The following is a 24,951-nucleotide window of genomic DNA, read 5'->3' on the forward strand; positions in this document are numbered from 1 at the left end:
CTCCCCGACACCCGCCCCGAGACAAGGAGACGGACCCATGACTGTTCTGCAGAAGCAGCCCGACAACCCGATCGCCCACCTGTCCGCCGAGGACATCGAGATCATCGGCAAGGAGCTCGACACCATCCGTCAGGAGGTGCGCGACAGCCTCGGCGAGGACGACGCCCAGTACATCCGGAAGGTCATCGACGTCCAGCGCAAGCTCGAGCTGGGCAGCCGCGCCGCCCTGCTGGCCTCGATGTTCCCGCCGGCGTGGGTCGTCGGGACGGTCGGCCTGTCGGTCGCCAAGATCCTCGAGAACATGGAGATCGGGCACAACATCCTGCACGGGCAGTGGGACTGGATGCGCGACCCGAAGATCCACTCCACGACGTGGGAGTGGGACATGGCGAGCCCGGCCGAGCAGTGGAAGCACTCGCACAACGAGCTGCACCACACGTACACGAATGTGATCGGCAAGGACAACGACCTCGGCTACGGCATCATGCGCGTCGACGAGGACCAGCGGTGGCACCCGCTGTACCTGGCGCAGCCGGTGTGGAACTTCATCAACGCTTGCTTCTTCGAGTACGGCATCGCGGCCTACGACCTGGAGCTCGGCAAGAACCTCGCCTCCAAGCGCCGCCGCAGCGACCCGGAGTTCAAGGCCCGCGCCAAGCAGGTGCTCAAGAAGATCCGCAACCAGGCGTCGAAGGACTACCTGATCCACCCGGCCCTGTCCGGCCCCTCGTTCCTGCCGACGCTGGCCGCGAACTTCACCGCGAACGTCGTGCGCAACCTTTGGTCGCACTCGGTGATCATGTGCGGCCACTTCCCGGAGGGGTCCAGACCTTCGAGAAGAAGTCGATCGACGGCGAGACGCGCGGCGAGTGGTACCTGCGCCAGATGCTCGGCTCGGCGAACATCTCCGGCTCCAAGGCCATGCACATCATGACCGGTAACCTGAGCCACCAGGTCGAGCACCACCTCTTCCCCGACCTGCCGAGCAACCGGTACGCCGAGATCGCCCCGCGGGTGAAGGACATCTTCGACCGCTACGGCCTGACCTATCACTCGGCGCCGCTGTACAAGCAGGTCGCCAGCGCCTGGCACAAGGTCATCCGGCTGTCGCTGCCCAACGGCTGGCTCGCCGAGACGACGCCGAAGAACGCCCCGGCACAGGTGGTCAAGCTGGTCCGCATGACGACCGGCGGCAAGAAGGTCCGCCGCGAGCTGTCGAAGGCCGCCGCCTGATCGGCGCCACCCGCCCGGACCGTTGAACCGGAGAGGCCCAGAACCGTCATGGTTCTGGGCCTCTCCGGTTCAGGCGCCGATCACCGATCGTCTGACAACTCGTTCGGCGCCGCTCGGGCGACCGTGGATGCTCGACGACCGGGGAGGCCCAGGACCTGGTCGGTCCCGGGCCTCCCCGGTTCATGCGTTCGGCCGGCGCGGTGCCGGCGGCCGGCTCCGGTTCGGGCTCCTGGCGGGGGCCGCCGCACGGGAGGGAGCACCTCCGGGACGCCGCGGAGCAACTCGACCACCCGGCTGAGCCGCTCGCGACTGGGCGAGGAGTCCACGGAGGTCATGACCTAGTTCGCCATGTCCACGAAGCGGCTGTAGTGGCCCTGGAAGGCGACCGTGACGTTGGCGGTCGGGCCGTTGCGGTGCTTGACCAGCATGATGTCGGCCTCGCCGGCCCGCGGGGACTCCTTCTCGTACATGTCCTCGCGGTGGATCATCATGACCATGTCGGCGTCCTGCTCGATCGAGCCGGACTCGCGGAGGTCGGACAGCATCGGCTTCTTGTCCTGACGCTGCTCGGAGCCACGGTTGAGCTGCGACATCGCGATGACCGGGACCTCGAGCTCCTTGGCCAGCAGCTTCAGCGCGCGGGAGAACTCCGAGACCTCCTGCTGGCGGCTCTCGACCCTTTTCCCGACGTCATCAGCTGCAGGTAGTCGATGACAACCAGCTTGAGGTCGTTGCGCTGCTTGAGCCGCCGCGCCTTGGCCCGGATCTCCATCATCGTCATGTTGGGGAGTCGTCGATGTAGAGCGGTGCGTCGGCGATCTCACCCATCCGGCGGGCCAGCTTCGACCAGTCCTCGTCAGACAGCGAGCCGGCGCGCATGTGGTGCAGCGGCACCTTCGCCTCCGCCGACAGCAAACGCATGGTGATCTCGTGCTTGCTCATCTCCAACGAGAAGATGGCGGCAGGCAGGTGGTGCTTCACCGACGCCGACCGCGCGATGTCGAGACCCAGCGTCGAGTTGTGCGTCGGGATGAAGCTGCGCCCGGCGAGGAAAAGGTGATCGTCTGCGTCGACCTGGATGCAGCGGACGGGCACACTGGCGATCTGCCGCACGTCGGTGATGAATCGGCTGCCGCGAGAGGTGAATGTCCGAGCACCGCGCTCCTTGTGCAGCATCTTCTTGCGCTCGAGCCGGAAGACCTCGTCGTCGGTGCTGAACGTCAACGTGAAGCAGGTCGAGGAGTCCTCGGTCCGGCCACGCACCCGCTTGGTCGTCATGCGGACCCGGTAGCCGAGGCTGGCCACGAGTTCGCGGGCGTCCTCTGCCAGCCGGCGGTTGGTGACGCCGAACTGCACGACGCCGCTCGGCGCGACGGTGCCGTCGGTGTCGAGCAAGCCGGCGAGCAGCGCACGGCGTTGCGCGACGGAACCCCGGAGGTAGCGCGTGGGGATGTGCTTGTTGTTCAGCACGCCGAGGCCGCGGAGGAGTGCCTTCACGGTGCCGTGGTCGTCACGGCAGGCCTGGCACTGCGCCAAGCCGGAGGACGGACCACCGCAATCGGCGCACGAGGCCTGGTGCCCCACCCCGCCGGATGCCCGCAGAGCGCCTCCGCAGGTCTTGCCGCAGGTCTGCACCTGCGACGTGCTGGGCAGGAACGTCCGGCCGCACATGGGACACGTGCGGTCCTCGGTCGACACTCGCGCCGGGAGCTGCAGTGTGTACCGACGATCGACGCCCGTGGGCTGGGCGACGAGGCCTTCGCTCTCGATGTAGACCGCGATCTCCGGATCCGCACTGGTGAACTGCGCGGCCGCGGAGGTGCCATCGCCCAGCCAGACACCCAGGGCGTACGGCGGTACGGGGAGATCGGCCGGTGACAGGTCCAGGGGGCCGCATTCGTCACGGAGTGGTTGAGCCGGGCGTCCTTCGTCGCGCAGCGAACCGTCCGGGCGATCTCCTCGGTGGTACGCACCTCGGCGAACGACTTCTGGCTCCGGTAGCGGTTGTAGCCCGTTGCCGCGGCCTGCGCCGACTTCCGGCTGGCGCGCGTCTCGGTGAGCCACTGGTGCTGGGCGTCGGCGACGATCACCGAGCCGTCGGAGAAGTGCACCTCGTAACAGGGCCGGTTCGTCATCACATCCGTAGCCGCGACCACCGTCGTCGGTCGGCCGTCGGAACCCATCACCTGGTCACCGACAGCAATCTCGCCCATCGTCGTCCAGCCGCCCGGCGTGGCGACCGGGGTGTCGAGTGCCAGTGCCTTGCCAACACCGGGACGGGCGGCGATGACGATCATCTGGCCGGCCTGCAGGCCGTTGGTGAGCTCGTCGAGGTCGCGGATGCCCGTGGGGACGCCGCGGCTGACCCCACCACGAGAGGCGATGGCGTCCAGCTCGTCCATGGTCGGCTGGAGGATGTCCTCGAGGCGCGAGTAGTCCTCGCTCATCCGCTTCTCGGTGACGTCGTAGATCTCCTGCTGGGCGCGGTCGACGATGTCGTCCACGTCGCCCTTGCCGCCGGCCGCGCCGTAGCCGAGCTGGACCACCCGAGTGCCGGCCTCCACCAGCCGCCGCAGGACGGCCTGCTCGGCCACGATCGCGGCGTAGTAGCCCGCGTTCGCCGCGGTCGGCGTGGACGCGATGAGGGTGTGCAGGTAGACCGCTCCGCCCATCTTGGACAGCTGGTCGGTGCGGTTGAGCTCCGCCGCGACGGTGATCGCGTCCGCGGGCTCGCCCCGGCCGTAGAGGTCGAGGATGCAGTCGAAGATGATCTGGTGCGCGGGCCGGTAGAAGTCGGCGCCCTGGAGCGCCTCGACGACGTCGGCGACCGCGTCCTTGCTGAGCAGCATGCCGCCGAGCACGGACTGCTCGGCCGGGATGTCCTGCGGCGGCTGCCGGTCGTAGGCCGGCGCCGTCGCTGAGGGCCGGCTGAAGTCGTCGGCCACTGCCACGGGTGTTCCTCCATCTCGCGCAGGCGCGCCCGCACCACCACTCCGTGGGGAAGCCGGAGTTCGACGGGCACCGCCGGACCGAACGTCTGTTCGGGTCATTGCTACCGCCGGGCACCGACAAAGTCGGCCACCGACACGATCGCCGGAGCCGGGTTCGGCACCCGGCGGCAGCTGAGGAGGACGTTAGGAAGCCGGAGGGGTGCGCGTCCAACACCGGTGTGCACGCCGATCTGCACAACTTGTGGACAAGTCGGTGGATTCACGCCTGTCGACATGTGGAGACGTCGGGGGACACGTGGCGGCCATCCGCCGTCCTCCCCCGGCCACCTGCGCGAACGCACCCCACCGGCTGTGGACGGGAGAAAGTTCAGAAGTATTTTTCGCGCCACGCACCACGAGTCACAGGCGCCCACCGGAGGACGCGGGCGGGGGTGTCGCCGGTTCCGGCGGGCTGCCCGGGGATGCGTCGGAGCACCCCACGCCGCCGGCGGAGAGGTCACCATCGGTGGCCCTCGTCGCGCACCGGCGCGACGGTCCAGGAGGGAGCTGGGATGGCACTGGAGCGAACCGCGGTCAACCCGTGGCAGTGGTCGGTCGACATGGGCTTCAACCAGGCCGAGGTGGTCACCGGGGCCACCCGCGTCCTCGTGTGCTCGGGTCAGACGGCGATGTCCACCGACGGCACACCGCAGCACGCCGGCGACATGGCGGCCCAGGTGACGATGGCGCTCGACAACGTGGAGGCGGTGCTGACCGCGGCCGGGATGAGTCTGGCGCACGTGGTCCGGCTGAACATCTACACGACCGACGTCGACGCGTTCTTCGCCTGCTACGGCTCCGTGGTGGAGCGGTTCGGCCGGGAAGGGTGAGGCCCACCAGCACGCTCCTGGGCATCACCCGGCTGGCCTTCCCGGAGCTGATGGTGGAACTCGAGGCCACGGCGGTCGCCTGACTCCCCGGTACGCCACGAGGGCGTCGGACCGAAGTCCGACGCCCCTGGCGACGTGCTGGAGCGGCCCCTCGCAGGGCCCCGCCGCCGGCCCCGTCCCGAGGCTCACCCCGAACGTGTGAGGGGTGAGGAGGACGGGGTCCTTCCACGGTGGGGGCGAGGGGGTCCTTACCCTGCGACGACCTCGATCGTCAGCTGGGTCGAGACCTCGGGGTGCACCCGCACGGTGACGGTGTGCTCGCCCGTGGTCTTGATGCTGCTGGGCAGCTCGATCCGGCGACGGTCGAGCTCCGGGCCGCCGGCCGCGGTGACCGCGGCGGCGACGTCGGCGGTGGTGACGCGACCGAACAGGCGGCCACCCTCGCCGGCACGCGCCGGGACGCGGACCGTGAGGCCGGAGAGCTGCCCGGCCAGGGCCTGGGCGTCCTCGTGCGAGGCCACCTCGCGGGCAGCGCGCGCCCGACGGAGCGACTCGACCTGCTTCTGCGCGCCACGCGTGGCCTGGATGGCCAGTCCGCGGGGCAGGAGGTAGTTGCGGCCGTAGCCACCCTTGACCTCGACGGTGTCGCCGGAGGAACCGAGACCGGTGACCTCCTGCGTCAGGATCAGCTTCATCTGGCTCATGATCAGCGCGCCGTCGAGGTGTAGGGCAGCAGTGCCATCTCGCGGCTGTTCTTCACAGCCACGGCGACGTCACGCTGGTGCTGGCTGCAGTTGCCGCTGACGCGGCGGGCACGGATCTTGCCGCGGTCGGAGATGAACTTCCGCAGCAGCGTCGTGTCCTTGTAGTCGATGTAGGTCGCCTTGTCCTTGCAGAACTGGCATACCTTCTTCTTGACCTTGCGGATGGGGGCTTGGGCACTGGGTTTCTCCAGGTACGGGTTCGTTGCAGGGAAAGAGATCAGAAGGGCGGTTCGTCGGACGAACCGGCGGGCGTCGACCAGGGGTCGCTCGCACCGCCCCCGCCGCCACCGCCGCCGGAGAAGCCGCCTCCGCCGCCGCCACCGAAGCCGCCGCCGCCCTCGCCGCGCGAGGCCTTGGTGACCTTCGCGGTGGCGTAGCGCAGGGACGGGCCGATCTCGTCGACCTCGAGCTCGATGACGGTGCGCTTCTCGCCTTCCTTCGTGTCGAAGGAACGCTGCTTCAGCCGGCCGCTCACGATGACCCGCGACCCGCGGGTCAGCGACTCGGCCACGTTCTCCGCAGCCTGCCGCCAGACGTTGCAGCGGAGGAACAGCGCCTCGCCGTCCTTCCACTCCTGCGACTGACGGTCGAAGGTGCGGGGGTCGACGCGACGGTGAAGTTCGCGACGGCGGCGCCCGACGGCGTGAAGCGCAGCTCCGGATCGGCGGTGAGGTTCCCGATGACGGTGATGACGGTTTCGCCGGCCATGGTCAGTGGACCTCGGGGCGCATCAGCTTCGTGCGGAGCACCGACTCGTTGAGGTTCAGCTGGCGGTCCAGCTCGGCGACCGCCGCGGGCTCGGACTCGATCGTGACGATGGCGTAGATGCCCTCGACCTGCTTCTTGATCTCGTAGGCCAGGCGACGACGCCCCCAGATCTCGGTCTTGACGGTGCCACCTGCCTTGGTGACGACGGTCAGGAAACGGTCGAGCGAGGGAGCGATCGTGCGCTCCTCGAGCTCCGGGTCGAGGATGACCATCAGTTCGTAATTGCGCATGGAGAAACCCCACCTCCTCTGGTCTCGGCGGCTGCAGCACATCTGCAGCAGGAGGGTCGTACATGCGTCGCGCGCCCCGGCCAACTCGGACGAGAGCCGGAACGCGCAGGACCAGGCTACCAGCGCACGCGGTGCTCCCTCCGCCGCGCCGTCCACAGACGAAGGACCCCGTCCTCACCCACCCCTCGCACGCTCGGGGCGGACCCCTGGACGGGGGCCGAACGTCAGCGGGTGGTGCGGGCTGCCTGGTGGGTGCGGACGAGCGCCGCGGTCACCGCCGCGAGGGCGATGACGGCGGCCAGTGCGGCCGCAGGGAGGGTCTGCGCGGCCACCCGCTCCGAGGCCGCCTCCGCCACGGCGTCGCCCTTCTCGAGAGCGGCGCCGTCCAGGCCGGCGAGCTGACCGAAGACCGGCACCGAGGCGCCGTCGTAGCTGCCGGCCACGCCGCCGGAACCACCGCCGGAGCCGTCGCGGTCCGTGCCGCCCAGGCTCTCGCCGGGGACGAAGTAGCGCGAGGGGTCGAAGGCCGCAGCCGCGACGATGTCCGACGGCGCCATCCGAGGCGTTCCGTTGCCGGTGTCGTAGGCGTAGGAGTCACCGGGCGTGGGGGCGGCTGCTGCTGGGGAGCCGGGTCCGTCGTCGGCGGGTCCCCGGGCACGGGGCCGGCACGGGCCCCGGGCCGGGCGCGGGCGCCGGCGGGGCCTGGAGCGGGGGCAGCTGCACATTCACCTGCGGGAGCTGCGGCAGGTTGGCACCCGGCAGGTTCGGCAGCGCCGGAGCGATCGTCTGGACGACGTAGGGCACGTTCACCGGCGCCGGCGGGAGCTGCCCGGCGACGGTGTCGACGACCTGGTTGACCAGGTTCACCGGGAGCCCGGCCTGGGGCACGATCCGGTACGTGTAGGTGATGGCGCCCGGGGTGGCCGCGTCGGGGAAGGTCCACGACGTCGACTGGCCGGGCTGCAGCGCCCGCGCCTGGCCGAAGAAGCTCACGGACACGTCCGTGTACACGGTGGCGGACACGCTGCCGACCAGCGGCAGGCTGATGCCGCCCTTGTTCTGCGCCGGGATGGTGTTGACGAAGGTGACCTGGCCGCCCTTGTCCACGCTGGCCGCGGGCGGGGTGAAGTTCTTGATCTCGATCGTCACGGCGGGGCTGCCGCGGCACTGGGGGCCATGAGGACCGAGAAGGCGGCCACGCCCAGCCAGCCGAGGACGGCGACTGCGACACCGCGCCTCGCGGTTCGACGGATCCGACCGGTTGCCATCGTCTGCTCTACCTCCATGTGCGCTGAGGACCTGTCCCGCCTACTGGCGGGTAACCCCCGTCACGGTGCATGAACGATGATGTGTGATCGCGGTTACGGCTAAACCTGGATTCGTCCACGAACTAGGGTCGGCGCCCGTGACAGTGCACCCGATCGGCGTACACGTCGGCCCCGGACTGAACGACGAGAACGAGCTCGACGACGGCGGGCCGCTGGCCCGGGCGGCGGAGATGGACGCGGACGGCGTCCAGGTGTTCCTGACCGACCCGCAGAGCTACAAGAACCCCAGGCCGCGGCCCGACGAGGCCGACCTCCTGACCTCCGACGTCATGGTCGTGGTCCACGCGCCTTACATGCTCAACGTGGCGACGACGAACAACCGGATCCGGGTCCCGGGCCGCAAGCTGCTCGCCGCGCACGCCACCGCCGCCGCGGCCATCGGCGCCGCCGGTCTGGTCGTGCACGGCGGGCACGTGCTGGCCGACGACGACCCGGCGACCGGCGTGGACAACTGGCGCAAGACGTTCGCCTACCAGCAGAAGGACGGCGGCTTCCCGCTCCCGCTGCTCATCGAGAACACCGCCGGCGGCGGCAACGCCATGGCCCGGGACCTCGACGCCATCGACCGGCTGTTCGACGCCGTGGGCGAGTTCGGCGCCGGGTTCGTGCTCGACACCTGCCATGCCTGGGCGGCCGGCTGGGACCTCGAAACCGTGGTGGACGACGTCCGCGCCCGGACCGGCCGGATCGACCTCGTCCACCTGAACAACAGCCGCGACCCGCAGGGTTCCAGTCGCGACCGCCACGCACCCCTGACCGGGGGCGAGATCCCGACCGAGCTACTCGTCGAGGTGGCGCGGGCGGCCGACTGCCCCGTCGTCCTCGAAACCCCCGGGGACGCCGCCTCGCACGCCGAGGAGATCGCCCTCCTGCGCACTGCGCTGGCCTGACCGACGCCGTCCTACCTCACCGTTCGGGGTCGCCCCTCACGGTCGACGGTGAGGTAGGTCCCCTGACGATCAGGTGACCTGATCAACCGGCGCCCCCGCAGGACAATCCGGTCGCGGGCCCGGTCGAGCGGACCCCCGCCGGATCGTCGACCCCCGGCCAGCTGGTCCGCACGACGTCGGCATCGGGACGCAGGACGTCGCGGACCACCAGGGCCATGAGCAGGACGACGGCGACGTCCCGGAGCAGCACTCCGAAGAAGAACCACTCGACCTCGATGCCGCGGTTGTCCGTGCCGAGGTAGTGCAGCATCGTCACGACCCAGACCAGGACCTCGGTGGCCTGCCACAGCAGCAGGGAGCGCCAGCGGGGCCGCGCGAGCACGGCGAGGGCAGCAGCCACAGCGAGAACTGCGGGCTCCACACCTTGTTCAGCAGCAGGAACCCCGCGACCAGGAGGAAGGCCAGCTGCGCCACCCGCGGCCGGACCGGGGCAGCCAGCGCGAGCCACGCGACACCGGCGGCGAGCGCCAGCAGGCACAGGGTGACGACCGCGTTGAGCACGGCCGGCGTCTCTCCGGCCGCCAGCGGGCCGTCCAGGATGCGCGAGTCGGTCACGTGCAGGGCGATGTTCCAGAGCGATTCCGGATTCGCCGGCCGCTCCCTGCTGAACACGAAGAACCAGGACCAGTTGTCGGGAGCGAGGGCGGCTACCGGCACGTTGACCGCCGCCCAGGCCACGGCCGCGGCCGTGGCCGTCGTGGCCCAGGTGCCCAGTCGGCCGGCCCGCAGGCAGAGCACGAAGAGGACGCCGAGCAGCAGCAGCGGATAGAACTTCGCGGCGACGCCCAGGCCCAGCAGCAGACCCGCGAGCACCGGCCGGGAACGCGCCCACGCGAGCATCCCCCGGTGGCCAGCGCGACGGCCAGCAGGTCCCAGTTGGTGAAGGCGTGCACGAGCAGCACGGGGAGAGGCCGATCATGGCCGCGTCCCACGGCCGGCGTCCGGCCAGGCCCAGCACGGCGCGCACCAGCAGCAGCGCGCTCACCGACAGCAGCAGGCAGGTCAGCACGGTGAAGGCCTGCACGGGAGGGACGTCCGGCAGCAGGCCGACCGCGTCGGCGGTCGGCTCGTACAGCCGCGCGCCGGCGGCGGCCAGGGCCATGAGGGCCCCGGTCAGGACGGGGTACTCGACCCGCGCGTCCAGGTAGGGCAGCGCTCCTTCACCGAGCCCGTAGCTGCCGAACAGCGGCACCGCGTCGGAGTAGCAGAGGTGCGTGTACTGACGGGAGCCGCTCCAGTCGCCGGACGAGCACGGGGCCTGCTTGGCCCAGGCGATCGCCAGGACGACGGTGGCGAACAGCAGGCAGACGCGCAACGGGGTCCAGAACTGCGCGCGGCCGGTCATCGCGTGCCGCCCCCACGGGCCGCCCACCGCCTCGCTGGCCTGGGCGGCCACCGGATCGGCCCAGGACGGCACCACGCGGTCCGGCGGGAGCGGGCCGGGCGTTCCACGTGGAACGAGCACGGACCCCTCCGGAGGTGCTCCGGAGGGGTCCGTGGAGGTGCTGCTCACCCGCTCAGTGTGCGGGATGGAGGACGGCGATCAGCCGCCCGCACCGCCGGGGTCCGCGGGCCGGCCCGCGTCGCCCGGTTGCCCGGGCAATGCTGGTGTGCCCCTCCGGTGGGAGGCTCCTCCTCTTCCTCGTCCGCATCGCGGATGCCGTCACCGTTCGCGTCCGGGTCGCTCGCGTCCGGGATCCCGTCGCCGTCCGTGTCGGGCCCCTGCGGCCGTTGCGACGTGGACGGGGCGGCCGTCGTCGGTGCCGGCGCCTGCGTCGTCGGTGCCGGCGCCTGCGTCGTGGGCTCCGGCTCCGGCTCCGGCTCCGGCTCGGGCTCCGGCACGCCCTCTCCGGTGTCTCCCTCGATGACCGGCTCGGTGGGGAGTTCCTCCTCGGGAGTCCCGTCGAGGACGGCGTTCATGAACTGCTGCCAGATCTGGCCGGGCAGCCCGGAGCCGTAGACGATCCGGCCCCGGGTGTCCTCGATGGCCGCGGCCCCCTGCGTGCCGACCCACACCGCGGTCGAGATCGACGGGGTGTAGCCCACCATCCAGGCGTCGGAGTTGTCCTCCCGGTTCAGCCCCTGGGTGCCGGTCTTGCTGGCCACCGGGCGGTTGCCGTCCAACGCGCGGTCGGAGGAACTGGCCACGTCCTCGAGGGCGACCGACACATCGTTGGCGACGTCGGGCGCGATCGCCTGCACCGCGTCGCTCGCGGGGTCGACGGTCATCAGGACCGCGCCGGTGTTGTCGGCGACCGACGCGACGAAGTGCGCGGGGCGGTGGATGCCGCCGGCAGCGAAGGTGGCGAAGCCCGACGCCTGCTGGATGGGCCGGACCGCGTACTCACCGATGCCGATGGAGCCACCGGTCGTGTCCGTCTCCGGGATGCTCAGCGACTCGTAACCCTTGAGACCGTCCGGCACCGTCGGGTCGCTGGCGTCCCAGGTGCCCGGGATGCCGGCGGCAGCGCGTGCCACCTCGGCCACCCGCTCCGGGCCGACCTCGTAGGCCAGGCCGTAGAAGGTCGTGTTCAGCGAACGGGTGATCGCCTCCTTGAGCGTGCAGGCCCCGCACTGGGCGTTCCCCGAGTTGACCACGGGCTGGCCCGGCCGGTCCGGGAACTCCTGGGGCGAGGTCCCGTCACGACGGGCGCCGACACCGATGCCCTGGTCGAGCGCTGCCGCCAGGGTGTACGGCTTGAACGACGAGCCGGGCGGCTTGAGGGCCTGGACGTAGTCGGTGGTGTCCACCGCGGGGTCCTCGTGCCGGCTGAACTCGTTGCCGTAGTAGGCCACCACTCCGCCGGTCCTCGGGTCGATCGCGACGAGGGCCTCGCGCAGCTCCGGGTCCTCGTCCCCCATGACGTCCTGCACGGCGGCGACCGCGGCGTCCTGCATCCCCTTGTTCACCGTCGTGGTGATCCGGAGACCGCCGGCGCGGACCTGCTGCTCGTCGTAGCCGTGCTCGGCCTCCATCTCGTCGAGGACCTGGCCGACGATGTGCCCCTCGGTACCACCAGGAAGTCCCAGCGACGACCCGGCCTTCGGCAGCACCGGCGGGTACACCGAGGCCGCCCGCTCCTCGGCGGACAGCCAGCCCTCCTCGACCATGGCGTCGAGCACCCGGCCCCAGCGGTCCTGGGCGTCCTCCGGGCTCACCTCGGGGTCGTAGCGGGACGGGCTCCGGATGAGGACGGCGAGCACCGCGCCCTGCTGGGCGGTGAGCTGCGAGGCCGGGACGCCGAAGTAGGTGTTGGCCGCCGCCTCGATGCCGTAGGCGCCGCGGCCGTAGTAGATCGTGTTGAGGTAGTTCTCGAGGATCTGCTGCTTGGTGTAGTTGTTGTCGAGCTTGATCGACAGGAAGAGCTCCTGGAACTTCCGGCTGAACGTCTGCTCGGAGTTCTGCAGGATCGCGTTCTTCACGTACTGCTGGGTGATCGTCGAGCCACCCTGGGTCGAGCCGCCCGTGAGGTTGTTCCAGGTGGCCCGGATGATGCCGGTCAGCGAGATCCCGGGATCGGAGTAGAAGCTGCGGTTCTCCGCGGCGAGGACGGCGTTCTGCGCGGGCTCGGCGATCTGGTCGAGCGCGACGTTCGTCCGGTTCTCGTCGCCCAGCCGGGCCATCTCCGTGACGCCGTCGTTGTAGTAGATGATCGTCGTCTGCGAGGTCGTGATCGAGTCGGGGCTCGGCACCTCGGTGCTCGCGTAGACGACGCCCACGAAGACCCCGAGCAGGACCAGCATGCCGGCGATCAGCCCTCCGGCGATCTTCAGCCGGCGGTTGCGCTTCTGCTTCGTGCTGCGGGCCGCCTTGCCCTTGGCCCCCTGCCCGCGGCCCCGGAGCGGCCGGCCGCGGGGCGGCCGCCGGCGGGACGCTGCGGGGCTCCGCTGCCGGTACGCGAGGCCGTGGTGCGAGCCCGCCCTCCGGCCGGCGGACGGCCCGAGCCGCGGCCGCCACCCCCACCGGTGCTCCTGGTGCGTGCCGGCGGCGGACGGCGGACCGATCCGGCGCGTGGTGCGACGGGTGAGGTCTCGTCGTGGGATGGCACGCGGAACCCCTCTCTGACAGGTCTCTGTCGTCAAATCCTGATCGGCGGACCGGTGGGCCGGTACGGCCGGTGTCTGCAGCTGTGTCGAGCGTGGCGTCTTGAGCTGTGCGAGCGGGGAGGAGCCCGTCCAGCGGTGCCCGGCTGGGGCTGCTGCGGCGGAAGGGACCGGCGGGACGGCGGGCCTCCCCGCGCGTCCGACCCCTACTCCGTCGCGGCCCGGCGGCGCCCCGCCGGGGCTGTCGCCCCGGGACGGGCTCGACACCGAGGACGTACGAGGAGTCCAGGTGGTTCCAGCCGCAGCTGCGGCACACCTCGACGGCGTACACGGTGAACTCCTCCTGCGCGGCGTCCATCCGGGCGAGCTCGGCCTCCGTCTTCGCCTGGCCGGAGGTCGGGCCGAGGTGGTCGCCGTACACGTAGTTGACGAGCGTCAGGCGCTCCTTGCGGCACACGGGACAGGCGACCGAGGTCGCCTCGCCGTGGTACTTCGCCGCCCGGGAGAGGTAGGGACTGGCGTCGCAGACCTCGAACAGACCCGTGCGGCCCGCGTACACGTCGGCGAGAACGGCTCGCCGCTGCAGCGAGTAGTCCACGACGGAGCGACGCCCGGGCACGGCGGCCAATGTACGCAATGGCACTGCGGTCCTGCCGGATCGCGCCGCGGCCACGTGCCGTCCCCCGGCCGGCGTGCAGCCGTCAGGCCGCGCTGCCGGGACCCGCCGCGAGCCTGCGAGCGGTGGGGGCAGCCGGGTCCTTCAGCTGCGCGGATCCCTCCGGGGCCCGCTCGGCGCGACCCGGCCGGCCCGACCCGCACGGGCCGCGCACGGCGTCCCGCTGGTGGCCACCCATCTCCTCAATGTATCGTCTCGATACATCGGGACGACCGGCTGGAGGAGGCGGAATGCTCGAGTTCGCCATCCTCGGCCTGCTCCACCAGTCACCGATGCACGGCTACGAGCTGCGCAAACGGCTGGCCGAGGTGCTCGGGGGATGCGCAGCATCTCCTACGGATCCCTCTACCCCGCGCTGAAGCGGATGCGTGCGGCCGGGCTCATCTCCTCCGACGAGCCCGATCCGCACGCCCTCCTGCCGGCGGACGCACCGCCGCTCACCGGGCGGCGCGGAAAAGTGGTCTACACGATCACCGCGGAGGGCAAGGAGCGCTTCCACGAACTGGTCAGCCAGACCGGCCCGGAGGCGTACGACGACGGCGGACTCTTCGGCGTCCGCCTGGCCTTCTTCCGGCACACCGCCTCGGACGCGCGGTTGCGGATCCTCGAGGACGCCGTCGCACCGTCGAGCAGCAGCGGGAGGGGTTGCGGGCCTCACTGGCGCGGACCCGCGAGCGGCTGGACCGCTACACCCTCGAGCTGCAGCGCCACGGCCTGGAGTCGGTGGATCGCGAGGTCCGCTGGCTCGCGGAGCTGATCGACAGAGAACGCCAGGAGGCGTCGGGACCGGCAACGGCACCCGACGGTCGCCCGCAATCATCCGCGGACCGCACCCGGTCCGCGTCCACCGGACCCCAGGGGTCCAAGGAGAAGGAGAATCCATGGGGTCAGTGAAGGTCGCCATCGTCGGCGTCGGGAACTGCGCGGCCTCGCTCGTCCAGGGCGTCGAGTACTACCGCGACGCCGACGAGACCGCGTCGGTCCCGGGTCTGATGCACGTGCGCTTCGGTGAGTACCACGTGTCCGACGTCGAGTTCGTCGCCGCGTTCGACGTGGACGCCAAGAAGGTCGGTCGCGACCTCTCCGAGGCCATCGTCGCCAGCGAGAACAACACGATCAAGATCGCCGACGTGCCGCCGCTCGGCGTGACCGTCCAGCGCGGCACCACCCTCGACGGGCTCGGCAAGTACTACCGCGAGATCGTCGAGGAGTCCGACGAGCAGCCGGTCGACATGGTCTCCGCGCTCCGCGAGTCCGGCGCCGACGTGCTGGTCTGCTACCTCCCGGTGGGCTCCCAGCAGGCCGCCGAGTTCTACGCGCAGGCGGCGATCGACGCGAACGTCGCCTTCGTCAACGCCCTGCCGGTCTTCATCGCCGGGACCAAGGAGTGGGCGGACAAGTTCACCGCGGCCGGCGTCCCGATCGTCGGTGACGACATCAAGAGCCAGGTCGGGGCGACCATCACCCACCGCGTGCTCGCCAAGCTGTTCGAGGACCGCGGAGTGCAGCTCGACCGCACGATGCAGCTCAACGTGGGCGGCAACATGGACTTCAAGAACATGCTCGAGCGCGAGCGCCTGGAGTCCAAGAAGATCTCCAAGACCCAGTCGGTCACCAGCCAGGTGGACCGCGACATGGGCAAGGGCAACGTGCACATCGGGCCGTCGGACCACGTGCCGTGGCTGTCGGACCGCAAGTGGGCCTACGTCCGGCTCGAGGGCCGCGCGTTCGGCGACGTCCCGCTGAGCCTCGAGTACAAGCTCGAGGTCTGGGACTCCCCGAACTCCGCCGGCATCATCATCGACGCGGTCCGCGCCGCGAAGATCGCCAAGGACCGCGGCATCGGCGGCCCGATCCTGTCGGCGTCGAGCTACTTCATGAAGAGCCCGCCGGTGCAGTACGACGACAGCCAGGCCCGCGACGCCGTCGAGGCGTTCATCCGGGGTGACATCGAGCGCTGACGGCCGCTCCAGTACGTCACCAGGGCCCGCATCCGTTCCCGGATGCGGGCCCTGTGCCGTGTCCTTCGGTCCTGCGGCCGCACGCTGCATACGCTGCACCGCATGCCTGCCCGCCCGCCGCGCCTGCTCGTCGCCGCAGGCCTCGCGCTGGCCCTGGCCACCGGGTGCACGACCGCGGGCGGCGCGGACCGCAGCCCCGGGGACCCGGTGACGGAGACGGATGCGCAGCACCTCGCCGGCCTGCTGCAGCGCAACCAGCAGCGGGGTGGCGCGGACTTCGTCGTCACCGCGCCCTACGGCGAGGGGACGGTGCTCACGCTGACCGGCTCCGTCGACTTCCGCAACGGCGTCGGCCGGGCCCAGGCGGTCACCAGTTTCGACGACGGCCGGCCCGACGACGTGCGGACCCTCTTCTTCACCGACGACGAGACCTGGGTCGGTGACGTCCCTGGCCTGGTCGACGCCCTCGCAGGCAGCGGCGCCGCCGGGGCGACGTACCTGAGGCGCCCGACCACGACCGAGGCCGAGGACGGCGTCCCGTTGCTGCTCGACGTGATCACCCGGGTGCTGCTGAACCTGTCGGCGCGCGAGGCCGACGACCCGCGGGCGTTCCTCGGCGGCGACTACACCTGGGAGGGTCAGCGCTCCATCGACAGCCGCCTGACCACGCTCTTCGGAGCGCCCGAGGGCCGGACCGTCGCGGTCGACGCCGCCGACGACCTGCTGACCCAGTTCGTGACGACCGTCGGCGGCTCCGCGTTCGACGTCACCGTCACGCTGTCCGAGCACGGCATGCGCCGGATCGACCTGCCCGCCGAGGAGGAGACCGCAGCTGCGGCCGAGCACCCGGACGTCGCGGCGGCCCTCGGCATATGAGAAAGGGCCCCTCTGCAGAGGGGCCCTGGATGCAGCAGGAGAGGGCGGCCTCTTCCCCAGACCGCCCTCTCCCGCGTTCTTCCTACCAGATCCGGAGGGCTCCGGGCACCCTCAGTTGACGGATGGGTCTGCTGGGGCAGTCGAGAGCACGCCGAGCCGCCCGGTCTGCCGGCCGAGGACGGTGCGCCAGAGCTCGGGACCCGACCGCGGGCACAGCACGTCACCCGGCTGGCCGGGCACGCAGGCCCAGGCACCCTCCGCTATCTCACCGGCGAGCTGCCCCGCCGACCAGCCTGCATAGCCGGCGAAGACCCGCAGCCCGGCCACCTGCTCCTGCAGGGCAGCGGGTTCGCTGTCGAGGTCGACCAGGTGGACGTCGCCGGCGACCGGCCGGAGCGGAGCGTCAGCGGCATCGCCGGACGGAGCCGTCGGGCAGACGGCCAGGCAGAGCGCCGTGTCCGTCTCGCAGGGGCCGCCCACGTGGAACACACCGGGCGTGACGGCGAGGTCGCACCAGCCGGGCAGCACGTCGCGGATCTCCACCTGGCTGGGCCGACCGAGGACGACGCCCAGAGTGCCGGTGTCGGAGTGGTCGAGCACGTAGACGACCGAGCCTGCGAACGTGGGATCGGTGAGCGCGGGCATCGCCACCAGCAGCGCCCCCGGGCGGACGTCGTCGAGGTCCCCGATCGTCAGTGCCGGGACCGCGGGCACGCGTCGACCGGCCACGGGCCGCGCGGGCGGACCGGACTCGGGATCGGGCGGTGAAGGCACCGGGGTCATCCCGACCAGTGTGCCCCACCAGCGCGCCCACGGCGGCCGATCGCCCGCGGTCCCGGGCAACCGTCCGCCCTTAGGGTGATCGGGTGCCGCAGGTGGATACGAGCGTCCGGCACGTGCTCCGCCGTCGGGACTTCCGTCGCCTGCTGGGCACCCGGCTGTTCTCCCAGTTCGGGGACGGCGTCTTCCAGGCCGCCCTCGCCGGCACGGTGCTCTTCAACCCGCAGCGAGCCGCCGATCCCCTCGACATCGCGGCCGGCTTCGCCGTCCTCCTGCTGCCCTACTCCCTGGTCGGCCCCTTCGCCGGCGTCTGGCTGGACCGGTGGAGCCGCCGTCAGGTGCTGCTGCGGGCCAACGTGGTCCGGGCCGCTCTCGTGGCCGTCGTCGCGGTCCTGATCCTGGGCGGCGTCGAGGGGCCGGCTTCTACACGGCGGGTCTCGCCGTCTTCTCGGTCAACCGGTTCGTGCTCTCCGCGCTGTCCGCGGGGCTGCCGCACACCACCGACGAGGAGTCCCTGGTCCTGGCCAACGCGCTGTCCACGACGGCCGGCGGGGTCTCCACGGTCGTCGGCGGTGCGGCCGCGATCCTGGTGCTCGAGGCCACCGGGTCGGGGAACCCCGGCTACGCCGCCATGGCGCTGGCGGCGGCGGTCCCCTACCTGGCTGCGTCCACCGTGGTCCGCGGGTTCTCCCGTCCCTACCTCGGGCCCGACCACATGCCGGACGTCGTCCGGAGGGCTGCCCTCGACACCGCACGGGACACGTTGTCCGGCCTCGTGGCAGGGGCCCGGCACGTCACCGCCCGGCCGCCCGCTGCCGCCGCGCTGCTGGCCATCGGTCTGCACCGGTTCTGCTACGGCGTCTTCACGCTCATGACGCTGCTGCTCTACCGCAACACCTTCGCCGACGGTGGCGGCCTCTTCCCCGGGGGCATCCTCGGCCTCGGCCAGGTCGTGGCCGCCGCGGCCGTCGGCACGCTGGTCGCGGCGGTGGTCACGCCGCCCGTCGTGCGGCGCATCGGGACCCGGCGGTGGATCCCGGCCCTGCTGATCGGCGGTGCCGCCGTCCAGGTCGCGCTCGGCCTGTGGTTCACGACGGTCGCCGTCGTCCTGGTCGGTCTGCTCCTGGGATTCGTGGCCCAGGGGTGAAGATCTGCGTCGACAGCACGCTGCAGGAGACCGTGGAGGACGACTTCCGCGGCCGGTGCTTCTCGGTCTACGACACGCTCTTCAACCTGACGTTCGTGGTCGCCCTCGTGGTCGGCGCGTTCACGCTGCCGGAGTCGGGGCTCTCGTCACTGGTGCCGGTGGTGGTCGCCGGCGGCTACCTGCTGGCGGCCGGCACGTACTCGCACATCACCCGCCGGCACTGAACCGCGGTCAGAGCTCGGGGACGCACGGACCCCTGCCCAGCGCGGCCAGGCCGGTCAGGTCGCCCGGGGCGAAGTCGGGCACCTCGCGTCGCGCCTCCGGGAACATCAGCTGCTGCTCGTCGTCGACGTGCCCGAGCCCCACCAGGTGGCCGAGCTCGTGCAGGACGATCGCGCGGGCGGTGCGGGCACCGTCGCGCAGGGCCAGGATCTCGGGCATCCGGTCGGCGTCGAGGAGACCGTCCCCGTGACGAAGACCTGCGGCCCCTGGCCGAGCGACACCGCGACGCTGCCGGCCTGGCCCACGGTGTCGCCGCCCAGCGCGGGGTTCTGCTCCTCGGTCTCCCACGCGACCAGCACCGGAGCCCAGCGGTCCCCGTACGTCTCGGGCTGGAAGATCCGGCGATCGAGGGTGCTCGGCTCGGCGCTGCTGCCGTCGTGGACGAACCGCAGCCCCGTCACCTCCGAGATCCGGGCGAAGGCCGCGTGCACCGCCTCCTCCCCACCGGCGGGTGCGTTGTCCGGGCGGACGACGTAGTGCACCGGCCGGCACGGGTCGTAGGCGACCGGAGTGCCGTCGACCTGGAAGGCGATGAACGTGTGCGACCCGCCCTCGGCCGGGGCGGGGGCGGCGTGCCGAGCGGGGAGCGGGCGGCTTCCTGGCCGGCCGTCGGACGGTCCGGCGGGGAGGTGCGGGTCGGCGCCGTCGCCGTGGGCAGGGCGGACGCACCGCTCCGGGAGACGTCCGGCTGCACCGTCGTCCACGGCCAGGAGACCGGGCCCACCAGGACGGCGGCCCCGAGGCTGAGCAGGACCACCAGGGGAGGACGAGCAGTGCGTGCAGGGTCCGGCGCCCGCGGCGCCGCCGCGGCGGGGGCGGGACGCCAGGACTGCGCCACGGCACGGGATCGACCCGGAGCCCGGCGGCCTCGTCGAGGACCCACTGCGGCACCCGTCCGCTCGGCGAACTCGGCGCCGGGCCGTCCCCGGGAACAGGGTCGCGCTCGGCGGGATCGGACGGGTGCACGCCCCGATTGTCGGCATGACCGCGCCGCTCCTGGAATGCGGCGCGCGGATCGGGCGGGTTCAGCCCTGCTGGTCGGCCCACCACCGGAGGAGGGCGGCCTCGGCGTCGTCGCGATCCAGCGGCCCGCGTTCGAGGCGCAGATCCTTGAGGAACCGCCACGCGCGACCGACCTCCGGGCCGGGGCCGAGGCCGAGCAGTTCCATGATCGCGTTGCCGTCGAGGTCGGGCCGCACGCGGGCCAGGTCCTCCTGCTCCGAGATCTCCTGGATCCGCGATTCCAGCGAGTCGTAGGTGGCCGAGAGCGCGGCCGCGCGCTTGCGGTTGCGCGTCGTGGAGTCCGAGCGGACCAGCTTGTGCAGGCGGGGAGCAGGTCACCGGCGTCGGTCACGTAGCGGCGGACGGCCGAGTCGGTCCACTCCCCGGTCCCGTACCCGTGGAACCGCAGGTGCAGGAAGGTCAGCCGGGAGACCCCTCGACGACGTCCTTCGGGAACCGCAGCGCGGTCAGGCGCTTGCGGACGAGCTTGGCGCCGACCACCTCGTGGTGGTGGAAGGAGACGCGACCTCGCGGTTCGTGCCGCCGGGTCGCCGGCTTGCCGATGTCGTGCAGCAGCGCTGCCAGGCGGAGCACGAGGTCCGGGGACTGAGCTCCTGCATCCGCCTGCTCGAGGGCGATCGCCTGGTCGAGCACGGTCAGCGAGTGGGTGTAGACGTCCTTGTGCTGGTGGTGCTCGTCGATCTCCATCCGCAGCGCCGACAGCTCCGGCAGCACGACGTCGGCCAGACCGCTGTCCACGAACAGTTCGAGCGCCGCCCGCGGAGCGTCCTGCAGGAGCGTCTTGGACAGCTCGACCTGCACCCGCTCCGGGGTGATGCGGGCCAGCTCCCCCGACATCGCGGTCATCGCCTCGACCACCTCGTCGACCGGCGCGAGCCCCAGCTGCGCGACGAACCGGACCGCCCGGAGCATGCGGAGCGGGTCGTCGGCGAAGGAGTCGGCGGCGGCGCCGGGAGTGCGCAGCCGCCCGGCCAGCAGATCGCCCAGACCACCGAAGGGATCGGTCACCGTCCGGTCCGGGCCCAGGGAGACGGCCATGGCGTTGACGGTGAAGTCGCGCCGGACGAGGTCGTCCACCAGCGACTCGCCCCAGGCGACCTCCGGATTGCGGGACTCCCGGTCGTAGCGGTCGGCCCGGAAGGTGGTGATCTCCACCCGCACGCCGCGGACCTCGGCCCCCACGGTGCCGAAGGCGATCCCGGTGTTCCACGTGGAACCGGCCCAGCCCGACAGCAGCTCCAGGACCTGGTCGGGGCGGGCGTCCGTTGTGAGGTCCAGGTCGCCGGTGGGGCGGGTGGAGTCATGCCCGAGCCCGTCGGACGCGGCGGCCAGCAACGCGTCGCGGACGGAACCGCCGACGAGGTGCACCTCGAACCCGGCCGCCGTGAAGCGCTGCCCGAGGTCGGTCAGGACGGGGAGAGGGCGATCAGCTCCCGCACGGTCTCCTGCACGGCCGGGGGACCGGTGGCACGTCGGGAGGACTCGAGGGAGTGGCGGACACGACCAGCCAGAGTAGTGCGACGGCGCCGTGGCCCCGGTCCGGCCCGCTCTTCGATCCGGCTCACCGCCGTCCTACCTCAGCATTCCGGGTCCTCCCGCACGGTCGACGGGAAGGGAGGAACCGGAATGACCAGGAGACCTGATCATCGATGCTCCGGGGCTGTCGCCGGCCATGCCACTGGTCCGGCTCCGCGCCCCCGTCCGCTCCTCACTCGTTCCTCCCTGCGATGCTCCGGGGCTGTCGCCGGCCATGCCACTGGTCCGGCTCCGCGCCCCCGTCCGCTCCTCACTCGTTCCTCCCTGCGATGCTCCGGGGCTGTCGCCGGACTCGCGCTACCCTCCTGGCATGGCTGGGACGGGCGGGCGTGGGCGCCCCGGCCGCCGGCTCCGTCGGGTCGACGAGACCTCTGCCGGGGGCCTGGTGGTGGCCGACGACGGTGTGACCGGGCCCCGTGCCGCCCTGATCGGCCGGACGGACCGCCGCGGTCGGCTCCTGTGGTCGCTGCCCAAGGGCCACATCGAGGCCGGCGAGACGCCCGAGGACACCGCCGTCCGCGAGGTGGCGGAGGAGACCGGGATCATCGGCGAGGTGGTCGCTCCGCTGGGGATCATCGACTTCTGGTTCGTCGCTGACGGCCGCAGGGTGCACAAGACCGTGCACCACTTCCTCCTCCGCGCCATCGGCGGCGCCCTGTCGGACGCCGACGTCGAGGTGACCGAGGTCGCCTGGGTGCCCCTGGAAGAGCTCAGCGAACGCCTTGCCTACGCCGACGAGCGGGCACTGGTCGAGCGCGCGCCCGCACTGCTGGCCGACAGCGCGTGATCCGGACGGCGCTGCCGCGCGCCGCCGTCGCACCCTTGTTCGCCACGGCGCTCGGTCTCGGTGTGCTGGGTGGCCCCGCGGCGACCGCTGCCGCCGCGCCGCTTCCCGCCCCGGTGCTGGCCGTTCCGGCCTTCACGGCCGCGCCGGACGAGAACGCCCTCGGTCCCGATCGTCCGGTCACCATCGAGGTCGGCCGTTTCGAGCCGCGGACCATCACTCCCGGCTCGCTGGTCACCGTGACCGGGCTGCTCACCAACACGGGATCGGCGCCGATCACCGACCTCAGCGTGCGCCTGCAGCGCGGGGACGTGCTCACCACCCGCGCCGAACTGGCCGCCGACCAGCGCGACCCCGATCCGGCCACCACGGTCCTCGTGCCGTTCCAGCCCGTCGACGGCGCGCTGCCCCCGGCGACGAGCTCCCCTTCAGCTACACCGTGCCCGCCGAGGAGCTGAGGCTCACCCAGGACGGCGTCTATCCGGTGCTCCTCAACGTCAACGGCACCGCCGACGGCCTCGAGCAGCGGGTCGGCGAGCTCTCCACCTACGTGGTCCAGCAGCCGGCCGCACCCACCGCACCCACCGACCGGACCGCCGTCGCCTGGCTGTGGCCCATCGTCGAGTCCTCGCACCGCACCGCCTCCGGCGGCTTCCGGGACGACGGACTGGCCGAGTCGGTCAGCAGCGGGGACGGCTCGACCGCGCGCTGGCGGTGATCGAGCGGCTTCCCGGCGGTGTCACGGGGGACGGGACGCCGGCCGCTCCGGCGCTCCAGGTGGCGCTGGCGATCGACCCGGCCCTGGTCGAGGAGCTGCAGCTCATGGCGGCGGAACCCTACGAGGTGGACGGCCGGCCGGGGACCGGGACGGAGGCCGCCGCGGCGTACCTCGACCGGTTGAGCGCCGTCGCCGACGTCCACCCGGTCATCGCCCTGCCCTACGGGGACGCCGACGCCGACGCGCTCATCGGCGCAGGCCTGCCGGACGTCGTCACGCGGAGCCTGCCCGGCACCGCAGAGGGAACGGCCCAGGACCCGCCGGGCACCACCCCCACCGACGACGGCGCACAGGCCACCTCCGCCGACGAGACCCCTGCCGCTGACGGACCCGACGCGGCGGAACCCGGCGACGACGCGGCGGCCGACGAGGACACGGGCGCCGCCGGGGAGGGTGCCGGCGCGGCGATCCTCGCGGGCGCCCTCGACGTCGAACCGCGGACGGACCTGTTTTGGGCCGCCGGTGGATCGCTGCGCCCCGACACGGTGCCGGTCCTCGTGGAGGGAGGCGTCGAGACCGTCGTCCTCGGATCGGGCGGGCTGTCCGACGGTGACGACGCCATCGGCCGGGTGGATTCCACAGCCGCGGCCCGGACGGCGGTCGCCACCGCGGCCGGACCCCTGGAGGTCCTGGTCGCCGATGCCACGCTGAGCGGTCTGGTGGGCGTGGCCGAGCAGACCCCGGGTGGCGCCCGCATGGCCGAGCAGCGCTATCTGGCAGAGCTCGCCCTCCTGACCACCCAGGCCCCGGACGGCGTCGAGCAGACCGTCCTGGTCGCGCCGCCGCGCGAGGTGGACGCAGGGCCGGAGGGAGCCGGGGCGATGATGGTCGACACCGCCACCTTGCCCTGGCTGCGGCCGGCCACGATCGCCGAGCTGTCCCAGACCGTCCCGGCGCCGGCCGGGGACCTGGTCGACCCGGCGGACGGGCTCGCCCTCGACCCCAGCGGTCTGGTCGACGTGGTGGCCGCCACGGCGATCCGGGACGAACTGGCCGAGGCCGTCGTCGGCGACGACGACATCGCCCTGCGCAGCTACGACGCGGCGATCTCCCGCGCCTCCTCGGCCACCCGGCGCGACGAACCGGAGGACTTCCGGGACGTCGCGGCGGCGCTGCGCTCGACGCTGTCCAGGCTGGGCAGCCAGGTGACCCTGCTCGTCCCGGCCGACGGCACCTACAGCCTCGGCTCCAGCGACGCCCCGCTCGTGCTGACCGTGCGCAACGACCTCCCGATGACCGTCGAGGTGCTGCTCGACGTCCGCACCCGTGGCAGCCGCGGGCTGTCGATCGGCGAGATCGAGCCGCAGACGCTGGCACCGGGGCAGCGGTCCACCGTGCAGGTGCCCACGGAGGTCCGCCAGGCCGGTGGCTTCGCGGTGCGCGCCCAGCTGACGACCCCGGGTGGCCGCCCCCTGGGCGACGAGATCTCCCTGCAGGTGAAGAGCACCGCCTACGGCTCGATCTCGCTGCTCATCACCATCGGGGCGGCCGCGCTGCTCGGCCTGCTCTTCCTGCGCAGGCTGGTCAACTTCGTCCTCCGTCGCCGCCGGGCGGCCGCGAGCGACGCCGCAGTCGCGGGACCGGACGGCGTCGGGCTCCAGCCGCCGCCGAACCGGAGCCCGGTGTGACCGCCGGTCCTCCCGACCGCCCGGACGCCCCCGACCACCAGCACCCCGCCGGCGAGGTCCGCTCCGGCCGTCCACCGGTCCCCCGCCGGCGCTGTCCCGCCGCGCCGGCGGCACCGCTCTCCCGCCACCGCCCTATCGGGCCGCCCCGCCGCCGTCCGCCCCGTTCGCCGATCCGGCATCTGCGGCGCTGACGCCGGGGCCTCCGCCGGTGCCTCCGCCGGTCACCCCCGACCGCCCGCCGCACCGCGAGCCGGCGCCCGTCCCGTGCCGCCGCTGCCGCCGCTGCGCAACCGCTGGGTGCCGGCCGCGGACGACAGCCACACGCAGGTGATCACCGTGCTGC

The 24,951-nt window shown here is 72.2% G+C and carries 30 protein-coding genes and 3 pseudogenes; 15 read left to right on the forward strand and 18 right to left on the reverse strand.

The window, feature by feature from the left end:
- Positions 1-37: 37 nt before the first annotated feature.
- Together U6N30_RS29675 and U6N30_RS29680 are read left to right on the forward strand one after the other, a co-directional pair.
- Positions 38-934, forward strand: a complete 897-nt coding sequence (locus U6N30_RS29675) for a fatty acid desaturase family protein (protein WP_324275099.1) — start codon at positions 38-40, stop codon at positions 932-934.
- Positions 886-1,233 (forward strand): fatty acid desaturase family protein, encoded by a 348-nt coding sequence (locus U6N30_RS29680; protein WP_324275100.1) that lies wholly within the window; start codon positions 886-888, stop codon positions 1,231-1,233. The genes U6N30_RS29675 and U6N30_RS29680 overlap by 49 nt, the downstream gene beginning before the upstream one ends.
- Before the next feature lie 338 nt (positions 1,234-1,571).
- Here U6N30_RS29680 and U6N30_RS34915 read toward each other — a convergent pair.
- Both U6N30_RS34915 and U6N30_RS29695 read right to left on the reverse strand, forming a co-directional pair.
- A pseudogene (locus U6N30_RS34915) lies at positions 1,572-2,817 on the reverse strand (DnaB-like helicase C-terminal domain-containing protein).
- Positions 2,727-4,184: a DnaB-like helicase N-terminal domain-containing protein gene (locus U6N30_RS29695; protein ID WP_324275101.1), complete on the reverse strand. Its 1,458-nt coding sequence runs from the start codon at positions 4,182-4,184 to the stop codon at positions 2,727-2,729. Before U6N30_RS29695 ends, U6N30_RS34915 begins: the two are co-directional and overlap by 91 nt.
- A gap of 551 nt (positions 4,185-4,735) precedes the next feature.
- Between U6N30_RS29695 and U6N30_RS29700 the strand changes: the two genes are divergently transcribed.
- Complete coding sequence (locus tag U6N30_RS29700; RefSeq protein ID WP_324275102.1) at positions 4,736-5,053, forward strand: RidA family protein; 318 nt, start codon at positions 4,736-4,738, stop codon at positions 5,051-5,053.
- 248 nt (positions 5,054-5,301) lie between these two features.
- Here U6N30_RS29700 and rplI read toward each other — a convergent pair whose 3' ends face one another.
- From rplI to U6N30_RS29730, 7 genes are all read right to left on the reverse strand, one after another.
- Positions 5,302-5,757 (reverse strand): 50S ribosomal protein L9, encoded by a 456-nt coding sequence (gene rplI, locus U6N30_RS29705; RefSeq protein WP_422677999.1) that lies wholly within the window; start codon positions 5,755-5,757, stop codon positions 5,302-5,304.
- Positions 5,758-5,759: 2 nt separating this feature from the next.
- Positions 5,760-6,077: a 30S ribosomal protein S18 gene (gene rpsR, locus U6N30_RS29710; RefSeq protein ID WP_479690629.1), complete on the reverse strand. Its 318-nt coding sequence runs from the start codon at positions 6,075-6,077 to the stop codon at positions 5,760-5,762.
- On the reverse strand, positions 6,035-6,370 hold the full coding sequence (locus tag U6N30_RS29715) for a single-stranded DNA-binding protein (protein WP_479690630.1): 336 nt from the start codon (positions 6,368-6,370) through the stop codon (positions 6,035-6,037). The genes rpsR and U6N30_RS29715 overlap by 43 nt, the downstream gene beginning before the upstream one ends.
- Positions 6,313-6,525 (reverse strand): single-stranded DNA-binding protein, encoded by a 213-nt coding sequence (locus U6N30_RS35860; RefSeq protein ID WP_479690563.1) that lies wholly within the window; start codon positions 6,523-6,525, stop codon positions 6,313-6,315. Before U6N30_RS35860 ends, U6N30_RS29715 begins: the two co-directional genes overlap by 58 nt.
- Positions 6,526-6,527: 2 nt before the next feature.
- A complete protein-coding gene (rpsF, locus tag U6N30_RS29720; protein WP_034952381.1) occupies positions 6,528-6,815 on the reverse strand; it encodes a 30S ribosomal protein S6 in 288 nt (95 codons plus the stop codon).
- A gap of 224 nt (positions 6,816-7,039) precedes the next feature.
- On the reverse strand, positions 7,040-7,372 hold the full coding sequence (locus tag U6N30_RS29725; protein ID WP_324275103.1) for a hypothetical protein: 333 nt from the start codon (positions 7,370-7,372) through the stop codon (positions 7,040-7,042).
- Positions 7,373-7,409: 37 nt separating this feature from the next.
- Positions 7,410-7,964, reverse strand: coding sequence for a cupredoxin domain-containing protein (locus U6N30_RS29730; RefSeq protein ID WP_324275104.1), 555 nt, complete (start codon positions 7,962-7,964; stop codon positions 7,410-7,412).
- 256 nt (positions 7,965-8,220) lie between these two features.
- Between U6N30_RS29730 and U6N30_RS29735 the strand changes: the two genes are divergently transcribed.
- Positions 8,221-9,033 (forward strand): deoxyribonuclease IV, encoded by an 813-nt coding sequence (locus U6N30_RS29735; protein WP_324275105.1) that lies wholly within the window; start codon positions 8,221-8,223, stop codon positions 9,031-9,033.
- A gap of 82 nt (positions 9,034-9,115) precedes the next feature.
- Here U6N30_RS29735 and U6N30_RS29740 read toward each other — a convergent pair whose 3' ends face one another.
- From U6N30_RS29740 to U6N30_RS29755, 4 genes and pseudogenes are all read right to left on the reverse strand, one after another.
- Entirely contained in the window at positions 9,116-9,349 is a 234-nt protein-coding gene (locus U6N30_RS29740; protein ID WP_324275106.1) for a hypothetical protein, read from the reverse strand.
- Positions 9,346-9,933 (reverse strand): glycosyltransferase 87 family protein, encoded by a 588-nt coding sequence (locus U6N30_RS29745; RefSeq protein ID WP_324275107.1) that lies wholly within the window; start codon positions 9,931-9,933, stop codon positions 9,346-9,348. The genes U6N30_RS29740 and U6N30_RS29745 overlap by 4 nt, the downstream gene beginning before the upstream one ends.
- A gap of 669 nt (positions 9,934-10,602) precedes the next feature.
- Positions 10,603-12,837: a transglycosylase domain-containing protein gene (locus U6N30_RS29750; RefSeq protein WP_324275108.1), complete on the reverse strand. Its 2,235-nt coding sequence runs from the start codon at positions 12,835-12,837 to the stop codon at positions 10,603-10,605.
- 592 nt (positions 12,838-13,429) lie between these two features.
- A pseudogene (locus tag U6N30_RS29755) lies at positions 13,430-13,810 on the reverse strand (DUF5318 family protein); the annotation flags it as partial.
- Positions 13,811-14,043: 233 nt separating this feature from the next.
- Here U6N30_RS29755 and U6N30_RS29760 point away from each other — a divergent pair.
- The 4 genes from U6N30_RS29760 to U6N30_RS29775 all read left to right on the forward strand — a co-directional run bounded on the left by U6N30_RS29760 (position 14,044) and on the right by U6N30_RS29775 (position 16,650).
- Positions 14,044-14,172, forward strand: coding sequence for a PadR family transcriptional regulator (locus U6N30_RS29760; protein WP_324275109.1), 129 nt, complete (start codon positions 14,044-14,046; stop codon positions 14,170-14,172).
- Positions 14,133-14,570 (forward strand): PadR family transcriptional regulator, encoded by a 438-nt coding sequence (locus U6N30_RS29765; protein ID WP_324275110.1) that lies wholly within the window; start codon positions 14,133-14,135, stop codon positions 14,568-14,570. The genes U6N30_RS29760 and U6N30_RS29765 overlap by 40 nt, the downstream gene beginning before the upstream one ends.
- 124 nt (positions 14,571-14,694) lie before the next feature.
- On the forward strand, positions 14,695-15,774 hold the full coding sequence (locus U6N30_RS29770; protein WP_324275111.1) for an inositol-3-phosphate synthase: 1,080 nt from the start codon (positions 14,695-14,697) through the stop codon (positions 15,772-15,774).
- Positions 15,775-15,876: 102 nt separating this feature from the next.
- The gene (locus U6N30_RS29775) at positions 15,877-16,650 is read left to right on the forward strand and encodes a hypothetical protein (protein ID WP_324275112.1); all 774 of its coding nucleotides are present in this window, start codon (positions 15,877-15,879) and stop codon (positions 16,648-16,650) included.
- 111 nt (positions 16,651-16,761) lie between these two features.
- On the opposite strand, the gene U6N30_RS29780 is transcribed toward U6N30_RS29775, so the two are convergent.
- Positions 16,762-17,493, reverse strand: coding sequence for a YqgE/AlgH family protein (locus tag U6N30_RS29780; RefSeq protein ID WP_324275113.1), 732 nt, complete (start codon positions 17,491-17,493; stop codon positions 16,762-16,764).
- A 259-nt stretch (positions 17,494-17,752) separates the two neighbouring features.
- Here U6N30_RS29780 and U6N30_RS29785 point away from each other — a divergent pair, with 259 nt between their 5' ends.
- Together U6N30_RS29785 and U6N30_RS29790 are read left to right on the forward strand one after the other, a co-directional pair.
- Complete coding sequence (locus U6N30_RS29785; RefSeq protein ID WP_324275114.1) at positions 17,753-18,577, forward strand: hypothetical protein; 825 nt, start codon at positions 17,753-17,755, stop codon at positions 18,575-18,577.
- A complete protein-coding gene (locus U6N30_RS29790) occupies positions 18,574-18,801 on the forward strand; it encodes a hypothetical protein (protein ID WP_324275115.1) in 228 nt (75 codons plus the stop codon). Before U6N30_RS29785 ends, U6N30_RS29790 begins: the two co-directional genes overlap by 4 nt.
- A gap of 7 nt (positions 18,802-18,808) precedes the next feature.
- On the opposite strand, the gene U6N30_RS29795 is transcribed toward U6N30_RS29790, so the two are convergent.
- Complete coding sequence (locus tag U6N30_RS29795) at positions 18,809-18,943, reverse strand: hypothetical protein (protein ID WP_324278631.1); 135 nt, start codon at positions 18,941-18,943, stop codon at positions 18,809-18,811.
- 6 nt (positions 18,944-18,949) lie between these two features.
- A pseudogene (locus U6N30_RS29800) lies at positions 18,950-19,018 on the reverse strand (hypothetical protein); the annotation flags it as partial.
- Positions 19,019-19,045: 27 nt separating this feature from the next.
- On the opposite strand from U6N30_RS29800, the gene U6N30_RS29805 reads away from it, so the two are divergent.
- Positions 19,046-19,336, forward strand: a complete 291-nt coding sequence (locus U6N30_RS29805) for a hypothetical protein (protein ID WP_324275116.1) — start codon at positions 19,046-19,048, stop codon at positions 19,334-19,336.
- A 548-nt stretch (positions 19,337-19,884) separates the two neighbouring features.
- Here U6N30_RS29805 and U6N30_RS29810 read toward each other — a convergent pair.
- Both U6N30_RS29810 and U6N30_RS29815 read right to left on the reverse strand, forming a co-directional pair.
- Positions 19,885-20,058, reverse strand: coding sequence for a hypothetical protein (locus tag U6N30_RS29810; protein WP_324275117.1), 174 nt, complete (start codon positions 20,056-20,058; stop codon positions 19,885-19,887).
- 223 nt (positions 20,059-20,281) lie between these two features.
- Entirely contained in the window at positions 20,282-21,250 is a 969-nt protein-coding gene (locus U6N30_RS29815; protein ID WP_324275118.1) for a CCA tRNA nucleotidyltransferase, read from the reverse strand.
- 478 nt (positions 21,251-21,728) lie between these two features.
- Between U6N30_RS29815 and U6N30_RS29820 the strand changes: the two genes are divergently transcribed.
- Genes U6N30_RS29820 through U6N30_RS29835 form a run of 4 tightly spaced genes read left to right on the forward strand, consistent with a single transcriptional unit; the run spans position 21,729 to position 24,608 of the window.
- Positions 21,729-22,205 carry an NUDIX hydrolase gene (locus tag U6N30_RS29820; RefSeq protein ID WP_324275119.1) on the forward strand — a complete coding sequence of 159 codons (477 nt, stop codon included), beginning with the start codon at positions 21,729-21,731 and terminating at the stop codon, positions 22,203-22,205.
- Positions 22,202-22,660, forward strand: a complete 459-nt coding sequence (locus U6N30_RS29825) for a hypothetical protein (RefSeq protein ID WP_324275120.1) — start codon at positions 22,202-22,204, stop codon at positions 22,658-22,660. Before U6N30_RS29820 ends, U6N30_RS29825 begins: the two co-directional genes overlap by 4 nt.
- Positions 22,642-22,920, forward strand: a complete 279-nt coding sequence (locus tag U6N30_RS29830) for a hypothetical protein (RefSeq protein WP_324275121.1) — start codon at positions 22,642-22,644, stop codon at positions 22,918-22,920. The genes U6N30_RS29825 and U6N30_RS29830 overlap by 19 nt, the downstream gene beginning before the upstream one ends.
- Positions 22,917-24,608: a DUF6049 family protein gene (locus U6N30_RS29835; RefSeq protein WP_324275122.1), complete on the forward strand. Its 1,692-nt coding sequence runs from the start codon at positions 22,917-22,919 to the stop codon at positions 24,606-24,608. The genes U6N30_RS29830 and U6N30_RS29835 overlap by 4 nt, the downstream gene beginning before the upstream one ends.
- The last annotated feature ends 343 nt before the right edge of the window (positions 24,609-24,951 follow it).

The sequence above is a fragment of the Blastococcus brunescens genome, from assembly GCF_035320885.1.
Taxonomy (GTDB): Bacteria; Actinomycetota; Actinomycetes; order Mycobacteriales; family Geodermatophilaceae; genus Blastococcus_B; species Blastococcus_B brunescens.

Excerpts from the sequence above, each read along its gene's own strand:
- U6N30_RS29675 (WP_324275099.1), top strand. The coding sequence starts at position 38 with ATGACTGTTCTGCAGAAGCAGCCCGACAACCCGATCGCCCACCTGTCC.
- U6N30_RS29680 (WP_324275100.1), top strand. The coding sequence starts at position 886 with ATGCTCGGCTCGGCGAACATCTCCGGCTCCAAGGCCATGCACATCATG.
- U6N30_RS29700 (WP_324275102.1), top strand. The coding sequence starts at position 4,736 with ATGGCACTGGAGCGAACCGCGGTCAACCCGTGGCAGTGGTCGGTCGAC.
- rplI (WP_422677999.1), bottom strand. The coding sequence starts at position 5,757 with ATGAGCCAGATGAAGCTGATCCTGACGCAGGAGGTCACCGGTCTCGGT.
- U6N30_RS35860 (WP_479690563.1), bottom strand. The coding sequence starts at position 6,525 with ATGGCCGGCGAAACCGTCATCACCGTCATCGGGAACCTCACCGCCGAT.
- rpsF (WP_034952381.1), bottom strand. The coding sequence starts at position 6,815 with ATGCGCAATTACGAACTGATGGTCATCCTCGACCCGGAGCTCGAGGAG.
- U6N30_RS29725 (WP_324275103.1), bottom strand. The coding sequence starts at position 7,372 with ATGGCGCCGTCGGACATCGTCGCGGCTGCGGCCTTCGACCCCTCGCGC.
- U6N30_RS29745 (WP_324275107.1), bottom strand. The coding sequence starts at position 9,933 with ATGCTCGCGTGGGCGCGTTCCCGGCCGGTGCTCGCGGGTCTGCTGCTG.
- U6N30_RS29750 (WP_324275108.1), bottom strand. The coding sequence starts at position 12,837 with ATGCTGGTCCTGCTCGGGGTCTTCGTGGGCGTCGTCTACGCGAGCACC.
- U6N30_RS29760 (WP_324275109.1), top strand. The coding sequence starts at position 14,044 with ATGCTCGAGTTCGCCATCCTCGGCCTGCTCCACCAGTCACCGATGCAC.
- U6N30_RS29765 (WP_324275110.1), top strand. The coding sequence starts at position 14,133 with ATGCGCAGCATCTCCTACGGATCCCTCTACCCCGCGCTGAAGCGGATG.
- U6N30_RS29770 (WP_324275111.1), top strand. The coding sequence starts at position 14,695 with ATGGGGTCAGTGAAGGTCGCCATCGTCGGCGTCGGGAACTGCGCGGCC.
- U6N30_RS29775 (WP_324275112.1), top strand. The coding sequence starts at position 15,877 with ATGCCTGCCCGCCCGCCGCGCCTGCTCGTCGCCGCAGGCCTCGCGCTG.
- U6N30_RS29820 (WP_324275119.1), top strand. The coding sequence starts at position 21,729 with ATGGCTGGGACGGGCGGGCGTGGGCGCCCCGGCCGCCGGCTCCGTCGG.